13 protein-coding genes are annotated in these 19,236 nt (G+C 36.3%); 6 read left to right on the top strand and 7 right to left on the bottom strand.

All coding sequences use genetic code 11. The features are described 5' to 3' along the window. Window positions 1-78 precede the first annotated feature (78 nt). From MKY76_RS01145 to MKY76_RS01130, 4 genes are read left to right on the top strand one after another with little or no spacing between them, the layout of a single operon-like run. Window positions 79-1,713, top strand: coding sequence for a helix-turn-helix domain-containing protein (locus MKY76_RS01145; RefSeq protein ID WP_342557272.1), 1,635 nt, complete (start codon window positions 79-81; stop codon window positions 1,711-1,713). 32 nt (window positions 1,714-1,745) lie between these two features. After that, on the top strand, window positions 1,746-2,930 hold the full coding sequence (locus tag MKY76_RS01140; RefSeq protein WP_342557271.1) for a helix-turn-helix domain-containing protein: 1,185 nt from the start codon (window positions 1,746-1,748) through the stop codon (window positions 2,928-2,930). A 45-nt stretch (window positions 2,931-2,975) separates the two neighbouring features. After that, on the top strand, window positions 2,976-3,974 hold the full coding sequence (locus MKY76_RS01135) for an ABC transporter substrate-binding protein (RefSeq protein WP_342557270.1): 999 nt from the start codon (window positions 2,976-2,978) through the stop codon (window positions 3,972-3,974). Further along, window positions 3,971-4,771, top strand: coding sequence for an alpha/beta hydrolase-fold protein (locus tag MKY76_RS01130; protein WP_319839821.1), 801 nt, complete (start codon window positions 3,971-3,973; stop codon window positions 4,769-4,771). The genes MKY76_RS01135 and MKY76_RS01130 overlap by 4 nt, the downstream gene beginning before the upstream one ends. Window positions 4,772-5,121: 350 nt before the next feature. On the opposite strand, the gene MKY76_RS01125 is transcribed toward MKY76_RS01130, so the two are convergent. Then, a complete protein-coding gene (locus MKY76_RS01125) occupies window positions 5,122-9,489 on the bottom strand; it encodes an S-layer homology domain-containing protein (protein WP_342557269.1) in 4,368 nt (1,455 codons plus the stop codon). A gap of 307 nt (window positions 9,490-9,796) precedes the next feature. Next, window positions 9,797-10,423, bottom strand: coding sequence for a nitroreductase family protein (locus MKY76_RS01120; protein ID WP_342557268.1), 627 nt, complete (start codon window positions 10,421-10,423; stop codon window positions 9,797-9,799). Between the two features lie 125 nt (window positions 10,424-10,548). Between MKY76_RS01120 and MKY76_RS01115 the strand changes: the two genes are divergently transcribed. Further along, entirely contained in the window at window positions 10,549-10,905 is a 357-nt protein-coding gene (locus MKY76_RS01115) for a helix-turn-helix domain-containing protein (RefSeq protein ID WP_048390751.1), read from the top strand. Window positions 10,906-11,245: 340 nt separating this feature from the next. On the opposite strand, the gene MKY76_RS01110 is transcribed toward MKY76_RS01115, so the two are convergent. After that, window positions 11,246-12,814 carry a sensor domain-containing diguanylate cyclase gene (locus tag MKY76_RS01110; protein ID WP_257962155.1) on the bottom strand — a complete coding sequence of 523 codons (1,569 nt, stop codon included), beginning with the start codon at window positions 12,812-12,814 and terminating at the stop codon, window positions 11,246-11,248. A gap of 506 nt (window positions 12,815-13,320) precedes the next feature. Between MKY76_RS01110 and MKY76_RS01105 the strand changes: the two genes are divergently transcribed. After that, on the top strand, window positions 13,321-14,505 hold the full coding sequence (locus MKY76_RS01105) for a CaiB/BaiF CoA-transferase family protein (RefSeq protein ID WP_048390754.1): 1,185 nt from the start codon (window positions 13,321-13,323) through the stop codon (window positions 14,503-14,505). 38 nt (window positions 14,506-14,543) lie between these two features. Here MKY76_RS01105 and MKY76_RS01100 read toward each other — a convergent pair whose 3' ends face one another. From MKY76_RS01100 to MKY76_RS01085, 4 genes are all read right to left on the bottom strand, one after another. Then, entirely contained in the window at window positions 14,544-16,019 is a 1,476-nt protein-coding gene (locus tag MKY76_RS01100; protein ID WP_313870922.1) for a hypothetical protein, read from the bottom strand. A gap of 198 nt (window positions 16,020-16,217) precedes the next feature. Continuing rightward, on the bottom strand, window positions 16,218-16,772 hold the full coding sequence (locus MKY76_RS01095; protein WP_103117290.1) for an HPP family protein: 555 nt from the start codon (window positions 16,770-16,772) through the stop codon (window positions 16,218-16,220). Between the two features lie 198 nt (window positions 16,773-16,970). Continuing rightward, the gene (locus tag MKY76_RS01090) at window positions 16,971-18,329 is read right to left on the bottom strand and encodes an acetamidase/formamidase family protein (RefSeq protein ID WP_315061518.1); all 1,359 of its coding nucleotides are present in this window, start codon (window positions 18,327-18,329) and stop codon (window positions 16,971-16,973) included. 84 nt (window positions 18,330-18,413) lie between these two features. Further along, window positions 18,414-19,028 carry a PH domain-containing protein gene (locus tag MKY76_RS01085; RefSeq protein ID WP_048390761.1) on the bottom strand — a complete coding sequence of 205 codons (615 nt, stop codon included), beginning with the start codon at window positions 19,026-19,028 and terminating at the stop codon, window positions 18,414-18,416. Window positions 19,029-19,236: the final 208 nt, after the last annotated feature.

The raw sequence follows: 19,236 nt of genomic DNA, 5'->3' as shown, positions 1-19,236 counted from the left end.
CTTTGTTGAAATGTCTCTTTACTTTTTATACAATACAGTTAATTGATAATCATTTTCATTTACTAAGGAAGTGAACAGATGGAAGACAATAAATCAGCTTCTATTAACAATGATTTACTATTTCATTTAGAAGATATTGACTGTATTTCGCAGAGCTATCCGTTTATCTCGACTTCTCATCATACGATGATACTTTTTACAAATGGCTGTGGGACATTAACGATTGATGATATACCCTATTTGGTGACGAAAGGAAAAATTTTTCTTGTTCAGCCCCATTCTATGATTGATTTATCGGATATAAATCATGGTTACCGTTTCTATAAAATTGCCTTTTCAGCCTTTCAGCTAAAACATAAGCACCCTTCCCCACATCTAGGATCTATTTTTTCTGATGAAGTGGAATATACAATTTATCCTTATACACGATTAATTCGTCTTAGCGAAGATCTGTATAATTTAAATCCTAAATTGGATTTTCTTAAACAACAAGGAGTCTTGTATGAACTCTTAAATTTATTATTTGAACATCAGCTTCATATGAACTACCAGTTGACAATGACAAAGGCGGTTGAAGAAACTATCGACTATATACATAACTATTTTCAACAGCCTTTAACAGTGAAAAAGCTAGCGGAACTCGCTCGTATAGCTCAATGGCAATATAGTACGATCTTCCAAACCTTAACTGGGAAGAAACCGCTTGATTATATTACAGATTTACGTCTTACAAATGCCAAGGAATTATTACTACAAACAAATGAGCCATTAAAAGATATTGCGCAGCAAGTGGGATTTGATGATGAATATTATTTTAATCGCCGCTTCCGACAGGTAATTGGAATACCTCCAAAACAGTTTGCACGACAATATAAACAAAAAACTGTTGTAAAAGATTGGACAGGACACGAGGTAGCCATTCCTCGTTCACCGCATCGTGTTATTTATCATGGAGAAACGTTTGGGGATATGTTGATTTTTGATGTGCAGCCAATAGGTGGTGACAAAAACTCTATTAGTAAATCCTTCTATAAAAACCATGTTCCTTATATTCAAGATGTTGCCTTTCCAATCAATCTTGAAAAATCTTCGAAGCTGAACCCTGATTTAATTATCTTTACAAATAATGACGAGCAGCAATATCAAGCACTATCTTCTATTGCACCAACAGTTACCCTAAATTCCTGGGATTCATTGGAGGAACGCGTTCTTTTATTAGGGCAGTGGCTTAGCCAACAACAGCGTGCAGAAGATTGGCTAGAATATTTTAAAATCCAAGAAAATACTATGTGGCAGCAGCTACAAACAGTGATAGAGCCTGGCGAAACAGCATCTGTTTTGACTTTTGATCATGGCAAACGCCTTTTTATTATGGGCTGTACAGGTCTATCCCCTGCCCTTTTTCATCCAGATGGTTTTCAGCCTCACCCACAAGTCAAAAAGCTACTTCAAGCAGGCGAAGGGTATAGAGAAATACCAATAGATCACTTACCTCAGTATGCTGGTGACCGGATCTTTATGTTGGTTTCTGATAAACCCGAATCGCAAATGGCTACGATGGAATTGATTAATAGCGATATGTGGAAAGGACTCCCTGCTGTACAAACTAACCATGCTTATTTAGTGAATGCAACAAAGTGGAATTACGGAGATGCCTTTACAAGAGAGAAGTTACTCGGTGCATTACCAAAACTATTGGTTACTGCCAAGTAATTCTCATACTTATAATAAGGGGTGACATTTATATGAAAAAGGGAAGTATAACAGATACAACAACTCAAATATCATTAAAGGATATTCGAGATTATATTGCTAAAAACCATCATCAACCTCTCACGATTAAGCATCTAGCACTCATTTCGGGTCTGAGTTCCAGTTACTTTGGAGAGGCATTTAAAAAGGCATTCGGTCAAAGTGCCACAGATTATTTAACGGCGCTACGTATCGGACATGCCAAGCAATTACTGCGTGATACCGATTTATTACTTCGTGAGATTGCTAGAAAAGTAGGTTACAGTGACGAATTTTATTTTAGCCGAAAATTTAAAAAGGAAGTTGGTATTTCACCTTCTGCTTTTAGTGAGATGGCTCGCCAGCGTATTTCTACTTTTTCCGTCTCCGCTACTGGAAATTTATTAGCGCTTGGTATCATACCAGTTGCGGCTCCGCTGAATGCTAAATGGAGTCCTTATTATTACAATCATTATCAAGAGAAAATTCCCGTGCATGTTAATATATTTGATACAGAATCAGAGGATAACTTCAAAAAATTAGCCTCCGCTAAGCCAGATATTCATATTTTTCAAGAGGAACCCTCCCTCTCCATGCTTAATTGGCTTCAAACTATTGGCATCAAAAGTGTCTTTATACAAGCGAAGGATTGGCGAACACAGCTGAGAGAAATAGCTGTAGCTGTTAAAAAGCAAAGCGTAGGTGAGCACTTCATTCAAACATATGAACAAAAGGTATTACAGGCGAGATTAGAAATTAATCAAGTTGCTGAAAATGATACGTTTGCTGTTCTTCGTTTATGCGGTGATCAATTATTTATGTATTGTAATAAAGGGATTCAGGATGTACTGTATACAGATTTACAGCTTCGCTCTGTCGATACTCACCAACAAACATATAATGAGCATATTACACTTGATCAGCTAGTAAATATAGATCCTGACCGTTTGCTATTTATCATTTGTCCCGATTCACCAACCCGAAATTATTGGCTTACTCTACAATACCTTGATCGTTGGAAAGAGCTCCGTGCTGTAAAAAATGGACATGTCTATGTTTTACCTTCGAATCCTTGGTTCGAATACTCAGCTATTGCTATAAACCGAATGCTAGATGAAATGTTACTTATGCTAACCGGAAAAAATCCAAATCCTTTTCCTGTCCCCGTCCATGGTAACGTATCAGACAGTGATTTATAATTCCATTTGAGAATTATTATCACTGGAAGGAGACTTTGATGAACAATGAAACAAAATTGTCCTATTCAATGTCATACAATTATAAAATCTGCCTATTTATCAGCGATGTTTTTGCTAACTATCGGCATACTTTCCGCCTGCAATACCCAATCAAGCAATAAAGTGGAACAGGTAGAAACGCAGGCATCCTCAGAAAGTACAAAGGAGCAAAGTATTTATCCGTTAACACTAAAAGATGAGGTTGGTAATGAGGTAACACTACCAGCTAAGCCTACTAAAATTTTTGCACCTGTCATGGAGGATTCATTACTAGCTCTTGGTATCAAGCCTACTATGCAATGGTCTAATGGTGTTAAGCCACAGCTTTATTTACAAGATCAGCTACAGGGTATACCAGAAATTAGCTTTGCAAGCGGTCCCCCATCAGCCGAAGCCATTATGGCAGATAAACCAGACTTAATTATTTTGCACAATTCATTTTATATGGAAAATGGCACCTATGAAAAATATGCAAAAATCGCACCAACCTATGTTTTTAATAATGCTGCAAGTGATTTAGAAGGCTCTATTAAAGTTTTAGGGCAACTACTTGATGAAACAGACAAGGCTGAGCAAGCCATACAGGATTATCAAGAAAAAGTAGATGTAGCAAAAACAAAGCTATCCTCTATAACAGAGGGTAAAAAAATTGCTTTAATTCGCTTTAATGCAAAAGGTATGTTTTTCATGACAGATGAGTATTTTAGTGGGTATGTCTTAACACATGAATTAGGATTTGAACAAAGCAGCTACGTGAAAAATGGTGCCTTCGAAGTATCATTGGAGATTCTACCTGAACTGGATGCCGATTATATTTTCCTAATCAATGATGGTAATCTTGGGGATGAATTTTTAAATGAGTTGAAGAACAGTAAAATTTGGCAAAGTACAGTAGCCTTCAAAAACAATCTAGTATTTGAGACATCCGCGGATTACTGGCTAAATGGCGGTATTCATGCTCAAGGAAAAGTGATAGAAGATGTATTGGAGTTTTTAGCGCCATGATAACAATGACAAAGAAACCTTATACATCAGAAAACTACTTTGAAGTTGCCATGACATCTCGTCAACAGCTAGATTATCGCATTTTAATTGCAAGCCCAACAGATGAACCACCAGCAGATGGTTATACGGTCATCTACGCCTTAGATGGGGACGCCCTTTTTCCGACACTTGCAGAGGCAGTGAAATTACAAACACGTAAACCAAAAGGCTATGATCCTATTCTTGTTATTGGCATCGGTTATCCCTCAAAGGAACCTTTTGATATGGAGCGACGCTGTCTCGATTTTACACTACCTGTTAACAAAGAACATCTGCCACCACGTCCAGATGGAACGCCTTGGCCTCCAAACGGCAAAGCTAATGAGTTCTTAGATTTTATTGAACATGAGCTCATGCCTGCTATAGCAAAGGAATGGCCTATCAATAAAAAGAAGCAAGCGATTGTTGGCCATTCCTTAGGCGGTCTTTTCACACTATATGCTTTATGTGCAAAACCTCACTTATTCAGTCACATTGTAGCTGGCAGTCCCTCTGTTTGGTGGGCTGACAATGCCGTACTAAAAGTAATAGACAGATGTTTTGATGATTGGAACGGTCAGCATGCTATTAATCTCTTACTCACAATAGGTGCTAACGAGTTGCCAGATATGTTAGAGGGAGCTGATCTAGCGGCTGAACGACTGAAGCGTTTAAGCGACCAAAACATTCATACTAATTATGTGAAGTTTAATGAGGAGGACCACGTGAGCGTCCTGCATTGTATGCTTGGCCGCCTTCCTCGGTTTTTGGATACGTAAAAGTCTAAAGGGGAAAATTATCAAGAGGGTTTCCTATAGCCTTCCATTCTTAAAAAGTCTAAGAATTTGGATGCTTGTCTTCGTTCAGGTATTGAGTACAGTTATTTTTTAGTCAGTAGAATATATTGTATAGGACTTTAATAAAATCTCTATACTCGCTTTTGTTACGGCTAGCCCATTCACCTATAGACTCTTGCTACTCAGATGCCTTCCTTGATGGTTTATTTCCATCTAAATAAAATTGGACCGCTAGAACTCATTGGTCTATATTGCTTAAAAAAAAAAAAGCCCCGTAAAGGTTAGGTTTATAACTAACTTTTACGAGGCTTTTCATTTATGATGGTTGGTTTTTATGGTGATACATAACCAACTTTAGCATATATCTTTTTCAAGTTACCATACTTATCTTCTAATACTATCGTCAGCCAGTCCCCATCAACAAATCCAACTGAATGTTCCAATATTGCTTTAGTACGCCCTCCATCAGTTTCAACAATTCCGATACCTTTAGCCAAACTAGTATCAGTGCTCTTAGTAACGATATTAATTACATCGGCTGGTGTGCGTTTATTAATATCAGTTTCGTCATTTAATTTTGATTCTGATAAATAATAGTACTTTAAAACTTCACCAGGTTCATACTCTTGACCAACAGAAGATTTTAAATCGAACATAGCCTCCACTTGTTTAGCATTTGGTTGTAGTCGTATATGAAGGAATGCTGATTCTAATTTTCTGTACTTGTATTCACCAATATTAATAAATTTATGTGCCTTATCCTTATAGTCAGAGATAACAAAGTCTTTAGTTTCATCTTTCATTGTCACTGTAATAGTTTGGTTTGCATCAATTGGATCTATTGCTTTAATAATAAGTTGGCTATTTTGGGTAGAATCTGAACCTACTGTATATTTTACAGGCTCATATTTATCAGTTACATCTTTACCACTACTATCAGTAATCGTTAGAATCTTATCTAGCTCAACACTAACTGTATCCCCTGTACTTACGATCGTTGATTTACCATCGACTTCACGCATGATAGTTTCACTTGATGTGATAGTAAACGTATCATCACTGTTACGGTAAATTAGACCAGGATAATAGGTTGGCTTTAGTTTTGGATCATTCGGTTTCGAATTTGGATCCTTGCCCACAGGCGATACCATCCCAATCTTAGGAGGTGTACCATCCGAATAGAAATTCTGCTTCATCAAACCACCTGATGTTCTATCATGGTCATTATATGAATCATTCGCCTTATAGATTGTAAAATTACCAGGAGTGTCCTCTGCTCCAACATAAACCACATATTCAGTATGTGGCTTTAAAGTAACGCCTCTGGCATCAACCGTCCCTGACAGACCTTTTCCAATCTTTTCAACAGATGGACTACTTTTGAGTTTTGTTTCTAAATATTTTTCATCTGCTGGAGCGGTTAAATTAGCATCAGGATTATCAATTAATATACCATCCTTATCTTTAATTCTTTTTTCCACAAACCAGTAATGAACTTTTGCTGTTTCATTTGTCTCAAAGCTAATAGTTGCTTTTGTATCATCATTCTCTTTTGGCTTAATCTCTAAATTACGAATTAAAGGTGCCTTAGTATCTTCGAATACTGTCTTAGGACCTGCGATTTTAGAAAGTTCTCCTCCACGATCTCTTAGTACCATGTAAATAGAATAGCTATTAAACGGATCGAGTTTATTTTGTTCCACAGATACAGGGAATTTTTGCGTAGCTGTTTCTAAATCTGCTGTCCCTGAGCCACGTTGAATATATATATCTTTTCCACCAATTTGGAAATAACCAGATTTACCAGTGTCACCTGCAAATTCATTAATGAAATCTCGTTCAGTAATTTTATGATCTGTTAAATATTGTTGGAAGGTCTTCGTTTCGCCATTATCTATTACTGTATTAGGTAGTATCATATAGTAATACGTTCCCGCTTTATTAGGCTCAAATTCGATTTCAGCTCTACGGAAACCATCAGATTCATCCGCTTTATTCACTGGATCTTTTATTGTTATCTTTGGTTCCACAGTGTCTTCATGTTTATACTCAGCATAGTTACGAACCGGGTCACCTGGCTTCACTGTGCCAGTATTTTCAAACGCATTATCCGCTAAATCTTTAACACCTGGTAATACTGTTACACGCAACGTATCACCATTAACAAACCCCGTATCAGATGGTATTGTTAATAAAACTTTTTTATCTCCTGCTTTATACTCTACAGCTGATGGTTTGATTCCTTTTTCTCCAGTTACGTTAACAATAACTGTACCCGTTAATAAATAATTGTTAATATCGTTCGCACTTTCTGGATCTAATGCTTCACTAACAGTAAGTTCAAACTGATTATTGCTTTTCCTTACTAACTTTCCTTGTTCTACATATGGATGAACACTATCAAGCGCACCAGTTTTAAAATCTTTTACCGCAGGAGGGTCTATCGAAAAGTTACCTGAATTATCTTTCATCACAACGTAAAGCTGATATTCTGTTTCTGCATCTAATCCCGTTAGAATGCCTTTTATGCCAAGTTCATCAGCTTTTGCTTGGCCTTTTCCTGTAGAGTTAGCAACGATGTCAGCCGTTGTTGGATCAGTTGCTGTTGTTTTCTTACGTATATAATAGTAATAGTCTCCTGGTTCACTGGCTGTAAAAGTAAATTCAGCACGTGTTCCTCCATGTAATGGCGTAACTTGGAGGGATTTCACTACTGGTGGTGAGGCATCTTTCATTTGGAACTCTTGAGAAACTATGTCCGATGCATTTTTCGAGCCATCCACAACCATGATGTAGATAACATATTCTTTTTTCTCACCTAAATTAGAAACCTTAATTGAGTTTGTTCCTTTGATGGCTGCCGCAGTTCCATGGGCTACGTTCTTATTTGAGAGACGGTTAACCATTTCACTTTTATTTGGTGCCTCTGCGCCCTTTTCACGCACAATATAATAGTACGTACCGACTTCATCAGAAGTGAAATCTGCTTGAATTTCGCTGCCATTTAGGACTTTTACATTCGTAATACTAATGATTGGTTTTGTTTTATCATCAGGATTTTGATTCTCATTTTCCTCTTTATCAATTGGTTTGCCATCTGGATCAGTAATAATGCCTATATTATCTTTATCATCGAGGAAATCGTCGAAGATATTATTTGGTGATCCATCCTTAGGTAAGATGACCTTATCAATATACGTATAATCTCCAATATCAATTTTGCCATATGAATTATCAACAAATAATGTGCCAATTCGTCCATCAATATACAGCTCTAGATCTGTGTAGCTATTGTAATTGATCCAATCGATATTTCCTGAACCATAAATTGTAAGCTTTGTTTCAGTATTTAAATTTAACGTGCCAATATTGCCTTGAATTTCAAACTCTCGGACATTCCCAATGATGTCTACACGTGGTAGTTTTGTATTTGTTTCAATTTTTGTACCAGTTTGAGAAACTACTAGCCGAGATACACTGCTGTTATAGAATTCTAAATACTTCTCAACATTTTTCATTTCCTCTTTTTCTTTAGACCAGTTAACAAATGGCTTGTCATTTTCAGTATTTGGTTTTGTCCAATTTTGAAGATCGTTCGAATTGTTATTTGACGAATCATCGCCTTTATTGTTATCTGGGTTTGACCAATTAATAAATGAAATATTGTTACTTGCCACACGACCAAGAGCTAATGGTTGATTGTAAGTAGCCCCTAAATGCAATGGTGGGCGAACGGTTTCGTTGACAAACATTGTCCCTGTCAGCGTCATATTCGAGAATTCTATATAATTACCATTTACTACAATCGTTGCACCAAAAGAACCATAATTTCCATCAAAATCTAGAGAACGTGTGCTTGTCCCACTTGCATTAAGGGTCAATTTTGAAATGGAGCGAATTCCCTTACTCGATAAATCTCCCTCAATGAATGCACCTTTTAACACCGGAGCATTATATTCGTTAAAAATATGAGCAAGACTCTCTGGAATTGTATATGACTGGCCATTTATATAAACTGCGTCATCATCCACATTTGTGATTTTGTAAGATGTTTCATTATTTTTCTTCTCTTGTGAACCCACTACAAACGAAGCAAACTGTCCGCGAGTAACAGGATCAAATGGAGAAAATGTAACAGGAGTTGTGCCCTTTGTAATATTCAAATCGATTAAAGTTTGAATATAGATGGCATTGTTTGTTTTGCTATTCACATCTTTGAAAATATTATTGTACGTAGGGGATACCTCTAGATGGAATCCAACTACAACCATTTTGGCTAGTTCCCCTCTAGTCAACACTTCATTCGGCATAAACATGCCATTTGAATAGCCCGACATAATACCTGCATTTTGCAATGCTGCTACGTATTTATAATATTGATTGCCCTTTGGAACATCCTTATAGTAAGGATCTTGGATATTTTTTGTATCCAATTTTAACGCAGTTGCCAGCATTTTCGCTGCCTCTCCACGAGTTACACTGACATCAGGACGGAAAGTATTATCCGCAAAACCACTCATTACGCCCTGAGAATATAGTTTTAATATTTCATTATAATTATCCGAGTATTGGTTAATATCCGTAAAGGGAGAAGTAGCCGCTGCTGCTTTTGGTGGCGATACTACTGCAGCAATCCCACTTGAAGCAAATACTGTTGCAATCAAGGCTTTATTTACTTTTTGGATTTTAGATTTATCCATTCCACTCTTCCTTTCGTTTATGTATTTTGATATGTACAACTATCATTTGCTCATATCCTTTATATCGACCAAAGACTAGTGAACCTTCATAGATAAATCTAAAATAGTAGGGTAAATTTCTTCTAGAGTTAGAGACTAAAATACGATTTCTTTACTATGCGAGTCCATAAGCTTTCCATCACTGAATATTTAAAAATTCATAGTTTGCAATACATAAAAAAGAAGTCATTAAAAATAGATTTATAATTGGCTTCTCTTTATTAGATATTAATTTTGGACTTTTAAAAGTTCGGTTAGTTTAAAAACACTAAATTATTTCATTTTTATAAATTACCTTGTTTACATTATGCCTAACAGTCTTATGACCTGCTTTTATACCTTTACCAATAGCAATCAGCATAACATCTAGATACCTATCAGAAATATTTAAGATCTCTTTCAATTTCTTAGAATCGTAGCCTGACATCGTAATTGTGTCAAAACCAGCTTCATTCTCTAACAAAACTAAGGACATTGAGGCAAGACTTACATCTCTAGTTAACTCTAACTTTAGATCTTCTTTTGTCTTACTTTCATAATAATTTATTGCAGCATTCGCAAGATAGTCTCTTAATGATTCATCAAAATAACCTGCCTGGTACCCCTCCTCATGAATTTTAATAATATTACCTTTGTTAAATGCCTGATAGTCGCCCAACATGACGATTAACGTTGAAGCTTCTACTATTTGCTGCTGATTAAAAGCTATAGGTAGTAATAAATTTCTTAAGTTCGCATCCTCGATTATTAAGTATCGCGTTGCTTGAATATTATTCCCGTTAGGCGACTTACTTGCACTTTCAACTAAGGCAGTCAATGTTTCTGAACTAATTTTATAATTTGAATCATAATGTCTAACTGAACGTCTTTTTTCTAAAATATCTTTTACATTCATTATGAACAACTCCTAAGTTTTTATTGTATTGCGCCTCTAATTATAGTAAGCAATAATAAATAAGAAAATAACGCACAAAAAAGTGGTATAGCCACTTTTTTGTGCCTATTTAGGAGAGGAAGCACATGGTTAACTATAATACAGGAATCAATATTTTTATGGATATTGCAGGTGGCAAATGGAAAGGTTTAATACTATTTTTCTTGAGTCAACAATCAGTAAGGACGAAAGAGTTTTATGAATTAATACCCGGAATTACGCAAAAAGTTCTAACCGATCAATTGAAGCAGTTAGAAAGAGACGGACTTGTTCGGAGAGAAATATTTAAAGAAGTACCACCAAAAGTAGAATATAGCTTAACAGATTTAGGAGAGTCATTTATCCCCGTTTTAAATACGATGTGTACATGGGGAAATGATTATGCACGTTTAAAGGGAATTGCCAAGGAGCAACAAATTTGTTGTCATCAAAAGGAAAGCTAAGTTTTCCTTAAAGGCTCTTTGTACTAATCACTATTAAAACCACAGCTTTTTACTCTGTTAGAATATTCCACAAAATGCTAAAAAGCCAAGGAGCATCGGTGCTCGCTTGGCTTTTGACGATATATAGGCATACATCTAGTCGTACTTGGGGTGTCATAAGGGAAAGGGGGATAACCTTACGTCTTGTCAAGTCGATCAAGAGATGTGGCCCGAGTTACATATCATTTGAACATAATTTAAAAGTCATGTGGCTGATGACTTATATACAGCTTGCCCAAATGATGTTTGCATTAATCATTACCCCAAAAATTAGGGTTGTAAGCTCTTTTGTTATATTTTTTTATTCCTTTTTTGAGACTCCAACTTTTACCTGATTTCGCCCTTCTTGTTTCGCAAGGTAAAGTGCGTCATCAGCCGCTTCAATTAGCGCTTCAGTTGTATGTGCCATTGCTGGATAGGCAGCTATTCCTGCAGATAATGTTATTGGTCTCCCACATGGACTGACCGTATCGGCCAAAGTTTTTCGTAATTGTTCTGCGACTAGTGTGGCTTCCTCTATCGTCGTGTTCGGCAGAAGTATGACAAATTCCTCGCCACCGTAACGGCAACATACATCGCCTTCACGAGCTACTGATTCCATTTGTCTAGCCAAAAATTGTAAAACTTTATCACCTACTGCATGTCCATATGTATCATTCACACTTTTAAAGTGGTCTAAATCTAACAAAATAATGGCATGTGGTACCTTACTTGCTAACCATTCAGCAAGCATTGAATCCATTGTACGTCGGTTCGTAATCCCCGTCAGTGGATCAACAGTAGATTGATCTTTGAAAAAGGAGACCTGTCCATGTAGAAACGATAAACTTCGAACCAATGCATTCTTCAAAGAATAGGCTTCAAAGTACCATCCACTAACAGATTTTAAACCTTCTACATTTTTCTTATCTAAACTTTCTTCTGTTAATGATGCTAATTGTTGTAAGGGATTCGCAATACGTGCTGCAGCCCAAAGTACAATGATAATGGAAACAAACATAAGAGGCACAGATTTTATAATGACCTCCTGTACACGATCAAATGAAGGGGCTAATGCTACTTCTAAAGGTTTCTGCGCAACAACTCCCCACCCTGTCGATGCCACTGCACTATAGCCAGCTAGCATTTTCACTCCTTTTGTATTCTCAACCAGTTGGGCACCATCCTTGCCAGATGTAACAGCTTGAACGACTTTATTTTTCGTTACAATGTCATTAATACGACTTGGATCTTGATGATAGATAACTCGTCCTTCTGAATCAACTACATATACGTAAGAACCATCCTTACTATAATGTTCTCCCAACAAGGTTTTAAAGGCATTAGGTTCCTTTAAATAAATAGTGCCAGCAATCATTCCTAGATATTCATTGGACTCCGAGAAAATAGGATGCGATATAAAAATGATGAGCCGCCCTGTCATCGCCTCATATGGCTTAGAAATAATTGGTGTCTTTTTGGCTAATGCCTCTTTAGCGCCAATTGATGTTAAAATCTCTCCTTTAATTTCTATAGATGGCGGAGAGACAGATAAAACAAGTCCCTTTGCATTTGTTATAACCACCGAATTGAACATTTGATTTTGCAATCTCAAACGCTCTGTTTCCTGATTCAATACTTGTTCATCATCCATTTTCGTCCTAACCTGATCCGCGCTATATCCTAATATTTGGAAAGCTTCGTGGAGATAGGAATCAGCAGTTGAGGCCAATTTTTGAGCATAAACTCTATTCGTTTCTAGCGTATTTTCCTTAATGGAATCAATGTTCATCCTATAGCCGCCCCAAACACTACCTATGCTTGTTAAAAAGAATGCTGCCATTGCTACGCCCATTATAAGATGCTTTAATTTTAATCGGTGCGATTTCATTTTTCCCCTCCTATTTATGATTTTTTATATGTATATTTTGAGAGATTCTTAAACAATTAGTGCCTATTATAAGCAAAGACTCCTATAGGTAAAAGTAACATGTATTAATTGTGTAAGAAGAATCCAACACACCTCTAGGATTGTATCAATAAACGTGGATGTATCATATAGAATCTGGCAAACAAAATTCCAACATTTTAGTTATTTAGATTAAAGATTGCAACAGCTGACGCTAATTATCTGAAATTTGATAGAAAATCTAAATTCTAAATTTTTTTACTTTTATTGTTATTCTGACATATAAAAGTTGAAGCGTTTATTTTATAATAAAAATTAGCATAGGCAAGTTAAGATTTAATCTGTTATAATACTCATTAAAATATAATATACTGTAATAATACAGTATATAGAATACGCTTTTCACACAATGGGGATTATGAGAAAAGCGCTACTCGCCATCATCATCCAGATGGTTGTGTAGCCTACACAAAAAGGGGTTGGAAGATTTGGGCATTTTAAAGGGGTTAAAAATTCTCGATTTTTCTGCATTACTACCAGGACCAATGGCGACAATGATATTTGCTGATTTAGGAGCAGATGTCATCCATGTTGAATCTTCAAAGCGGGTTGATTTAACGCGAATTATGCCTCCCTATGACGATGATCATGAGGCATATATCCATCAACATTTAAATCGATCAAAAAAATCTATAACGCTAAATTTAAAATCACCAGAAGCTATCGACATTGTTAAATCACTTGTACAGGAGTATGACGTTATTATCGAAGGATTTCGACCTGGTGTAATGCAGCGACTTGGCATCGGCTATGAAGCGCTTAAAGAAATAAATCCTAAGGTTATTTATTGTGCGATTACTGGCTACGGACAAACAGGGCCTTATAGTAATCGACCAGGACATGATAATAACTATCTATCCTTAGCTGGCTTACTCGACTATTCCCGCCATAAGGATAAAAAGCCTGTTTCCATGGGCGTTCAACTAGCCGACATAGCTGGAGGGACAATGCATGCAGCAATAGGTGTGCTGGCTGCTGCCCTTCATCGTGAAAAAACAGGAGAAGGACAGTTCATCGATATTAGTATGACAGATGCTGTCTTTTCACTTAATGCTATGTATGGTGCAGCATTTATTGGAGGTGGACGTGTACCACAGCCAGAGCAAGAAATTTTAAATGGAGGCAGTTACTATGATTTTTACAAAACAAAGGATGGGCGCTTTTTCTCTGTCGGTAGTTTAGAGCCTCAATTTCGCAAATTGCTCTGTGAAGCACTCGATATTCCCGAATTGATCGATAATACCTTCAATGACTCCTACTATACGCAAATTCGTTTTAAAGAGGCTGTTCACGATGCCTTCTTGTCCAAGACATATGAAGAATGGCTTGAAGTGTTTAACGAGGATTTTGAAGGTTGTGTAGAGCCAGTTCTAACATTTCCTGAAGCATGTGAACATCCACAGCTAAAGGCACGAGAAATGATTGTGACTATACCCAAAAGCGATGGCACTATGCAAAAACAAATTGCCTCTCCGTTTAAATTTGATGGTACGCAGCCTGAATACAAGCATGTTGGTGCTAAATTAGGCGAGCATAATGAGGAAGTTTTACTATCTCTGGGCTTTAATGCTGAACAAATCAAGGCTTTGAAGGAAAAAGGTGTTTTAGAGTAAAAAAGGTGTCTAATACTGTGATGTATTAGACACCTTTTTTATACATACGCACTAATAAACATACGTAGGTTTTCAAAATGATCATCTATTAGTAGATATTTTTTGTAAATCTCCATTAACTTTTCAAAAAGCTCGTACTGCTCTGTTACAAACAAAACTCTTAAAATATTTAACATATGCAGGGAGGCACTTTGTGCTACAACATAGTATGGTGCATTTGGTTGACGATAATTGCGTCGCCACTCCTCCACAGACAAACCAATATGTTGTAGAGAGTTATTCACATGAAGTGCTATATCCTGTTGAACATATGCTTCAATTGCAATAAGCTGTTCACTACTAAAGTTTTTTTGTACTAATGAAGAATTAATTTTTTTATTCGATGCTAAAACATGCTCTTTTAATAGAAGTAAGCCATCCTCATAACGTGCCATTTTTACATAGTGCTCTAGTAAAATGGCATATAAATTTTCTAAATAATTTAACTGATAATTTTTAATAATGGCAGGTGGTGTTGGTTTACGATTTGGTAATAGCTCTTTATACTCTAGTAATATTTCAATGGCATAATTATTTATTCGTTCATCCTCTAATAAATATTCACCATAATGTATAACCTTTTCACTCTGCTGTTCTCTATTTGCTATATGAAATAAAATATAGGCAATTAACACTTTTTCCTTCTCTGATAATGCATACATTGAGTAGCGCCATTCCGCTTCAAATGAGGTAATAAACGCTTTGACACTATTAAAATCACCTTCTGATAAGCAATAATGAGTAACAATTTGATAAAGACGTAACTGTTTCTTTGCCAAACAGCTAGCATTATGCTTATCCACATGAGTTATACACTTATCCAGTATCGCTTTATAGTTATTCACAAAGTTATCCACATGTTCACAATTTTCTCTCACAGAATGCTCGAAATGTCCCATTATTTCATAAAGAAATGTGAATTGCTCTAAAGGTTTGTGGATAAGCAGTGAATAAACTTTTTTTGTGAAAAGCCAATGCCAAAAAGATGCATGCTCTTTATACATCATATGCACTAAATATTCATCTTGAAATTTATATAAAATAATTGATTGTAGCTCATTAACTGGCATAGCTATTTGCATTCGTTTCCCAAAGACTAACCAAATTAATCGTTCTAAGTCTATTGTATGTTGTGCAAAAAGCTGCTCAAAAAAAGTATCTTTACCTTTTTGTGTATAGAAAAAAGCACTGAGACGCTCATTCACAAATTTCGAATCTAAACCATATTTGTCAAAATATATTTGCATTTCTGTTGATACATGACCCCAATATTTACGTGCTGTGGAAAAGGCAATATTCTTAGCCGTTTCTTCGTTTACTAAAAATAGATTGGGTGAAAGCGAAGTACCGAGTATTTTTGGATCCTCTTGTAGATTTGACTCTGCCTCCAGCCAAGTTGCTAGTATATTTTCAGCACCCTTTTTACTTCTTTGTTTATAAGCCATGAATAATTGCTCATCACAGTCCAACAGCATAAAAATGGATCCTCCCATCAATTTCTACCAACAAAGATCTTCCCCTATCATTCAAATACATGATTTTTACACTCTTTCTTCAATATAACAAATCTTAACTAACATATGCTAAAAAAATATGGGTATGCATAGCAAAAACGTTAACAATATAAAAAACCACCTATATAAGTGAACACACTTTATAGATGGATATCATCTTTACCAAAACAACGGATATTTTCTTTTTTCTCGTAAATTATTGATCAACAAACCGAAAAATACAATTATGACTGCTCCAATTAATACAGGGGTTAGTAAATAACTCCAACCATAACCTCCTAAAATAATAATTATAGGATTGGCCCCTGCTGGAGGATGTATGACACCTAAAAAGGCCATAAAAAATATAGTTAATCCGACACCAAGACTAATAGACAATATATTGGAGCCTAGTAATGAATACATGGCCAACCCGATAAATGCCGAAATAAAATGACCTCCAATTATATTTCGGGGCTGGGACAAAGGTGCATTCCAGACGACAAATACAAGAACGCAGCTACCGCCTAATGATGCCATTAACCAAGGTGAATTGGTAATGTTAGTTAACCATAGCAACACAAAAATGCATATTAATCCTCCCATTGCTCCAGTAAAGGCATCAGCGAAATTTGTTCGAGATGGAGCATGACCTCCTCCTCTCATTTTTAATATAAAAGGTTTTATACTATTCTTTTTCTCTATTTTGTTTTCCACACCTATAATTTCTGTCATTAGACACCAACTTTTCTCTTCTATACTCATCTGTTTTATATAAGGTCCTTTTATTCATTTTTAAACTTTAACTATTATATCAACACAACAATAGATTTCAATCCAAACTTCAAATTTCAGACAAACATTTACTTATCTGACTTGTAGCTCATACAAAAAAGCAAACTTTTAAAAGTTTGCTTTTTCAAGAAATCATTATTAGTCATATTGTTTTTTAATAGTTTTATATACTCTTACCTTTTTCAATACAGTTTTAGGTACTTGGAAAGTGGCTGTGACAACCCCTGGATGGCGTCCGATTTCAATGGAGCCTGTGATAGTTGCTCTATTTAAAACCTCTGGTTCGCTCATCTCAAATAGCTTCGCAGCTCGACTAATCGCGTTATCAGTCGCCTCATTTAACGTTTTACCAGAACCAATCACCGACACTGGGAATGCATCCTCTACCTGTTTAACACCAAACTCCTCCGCTAGCTCACGTGCGCGACGTTTTTCTTCCTTTGTAAAGGGTTTGGCTGTATAAGGTAAGTCTTCTACATTTGGTAGTAAAATTGGGCCTTCCAAAGCTACTTTCTTCAATACCTTAACTTGAAGCTGCACAATACCCGCTACATCGGTTGTATGTCCTGCAATCTCGCCGTCCCCTTGCATAGCATGCATGTCTCCAATATATACACCACCGCCTGGTACCTTGACTGGACAAATAATAGTCGCACCTTCTCGTACTCGGCTGATATCCATATGTCCATCGGTACGATGTAAATCCAATTCTTCTTGAGTAAAAGCATATTCATGTGGTGCTCCAATTAAAAATGAACCAAAGTCACCTGCATTATGTGAATCAGGCATCGCTTTAGAAGGGGTTGTCCCAAGCTGACCTAAAAATGGTCGCATTCTCGCCAATACACCTACTAAGTCGCTTGGAGCCAATGCAACAACAGGATTTTGTACAGAATTTTCAGGTGTTCTCATGTAGTTTCTAGCATCAAGTGCAATTCGTCTAGCACCCTCTCGTCCAACAGTTACACCCATTTGCCCTTTATGATCGAGTGCCATCGTATAGCCGTTTGTCATTTTAAAGGGTGCCGTTTCTGTATCACATGTAGAACATCGAATTGCATGTGGGCCTATTCCTTTTACAACTGTGCTTGGATGAAGCTTGCCACAGCCTGGACATTTTACTGAAACAAACGGATCACCAATGAATCGATCTACAATTGCTTCATCATGGCCAGACGAAGTTGCAAGAGATGTGACCTGAATAGATTTAATTTTTATAACAATGGCGTCACCTACCTCTGCACCTTCTACAAACACGGGCTTCGTTACTTCATGTCCTCCACGAATAGTAGGAGTAAGCATGGGTCCCCAACATCCAGGTGTTGTATTGGCAATAATCGTTCCACCATCCTTAAGCGGTCCTAACATCTTCTGTGACGGATCTAAAATACCATCAATAAACTCATTTACGAACAATGTTTCAGCGGCTTGAGGTTGCTGTATAAAATCATCACTTTCTACCTCTTCTTTTTCTAGCACATGCATGTCGTTTGTCATTTTCTAATCACGCTCCTAGAATAATTTTTATGTATATCGTTATATGTTAAAAATGCTCTCTACACTTGCAGAGAGCTATTTTTATCAATTGTTCATATATAAATCAAAAATATGTGAGAAGTCTTCTTTTTTATACTTATCTTTATGATCGATCATCCAAGTATTCGCAAAGCTTGTAATTTCTTTGAATGACGACGCAGGAGATATATTGTCATTGCCAATTCGACCAAGTGATGATGATGCTATGTTTAAACTTTTTTCCGCTACTTCTAGCTTATAAGCATTGTTCTTTTGTTCATAGCTAATGGCATGTAGTGCTTTATATAAATCTTTAATGTCATCAATAAAGCGTTTATGAATGTCGATGGATAGTGGGGAATTGCCGATTGTAAACTTAATTTCGACATCAAGGTCGATTGTTCCTGCTGTTTCGAGAAAAACTTCTGTCACAGTATACATTGAATAGTCATAGCGTCGCAGTAATCGTTTCTTGCTCATAGCACTTTCGCCATCTACATGAATAATTGCACGATTTGTAAAGCAATACTCATCAGCCTTCGTTTTAATTAAAAAGTAAATTTTTTCATCAATTTCATGTAAGATAAAATCATCTGCATCTGTCTTATCATAGTCCTCTCTTGGCACAACCACACCAATATCTGAAAGTCCAAGTGCATCTGCTGCTATTTTTTTAAACATCGTCATTCCTCCTAATTTGTAATACTCTTTTTACGCTTTAGAATCTGTAAAGGTTTCACCATGTATTGATTTATATAAAAAATGTACTTCTTCTCTTGTAGAATAAAAGCATTTACTGGTTAAGCTATACAACCCAACATTTCCTCTTTTCTATACATTTCATTTATAATAATTGTCAGTAAAGATTCTTCCAAATCGAAAGGTCGTG

Origin of the sequence: Lysinibacillus sp. FSL P4-0201 (assembly GCF_038593425.1) — a bacterium.
Lineage (GTDB): Bacteria > Bacillota > Bacilli > Bacillales_A > Planococcaceae > Lysinibacillus > Lysinibacillus capsici.
Note: the sequence above shows the minus strand (reverse complement) of the source record. Positions and strands in the feature narration are given on the sequence as shown.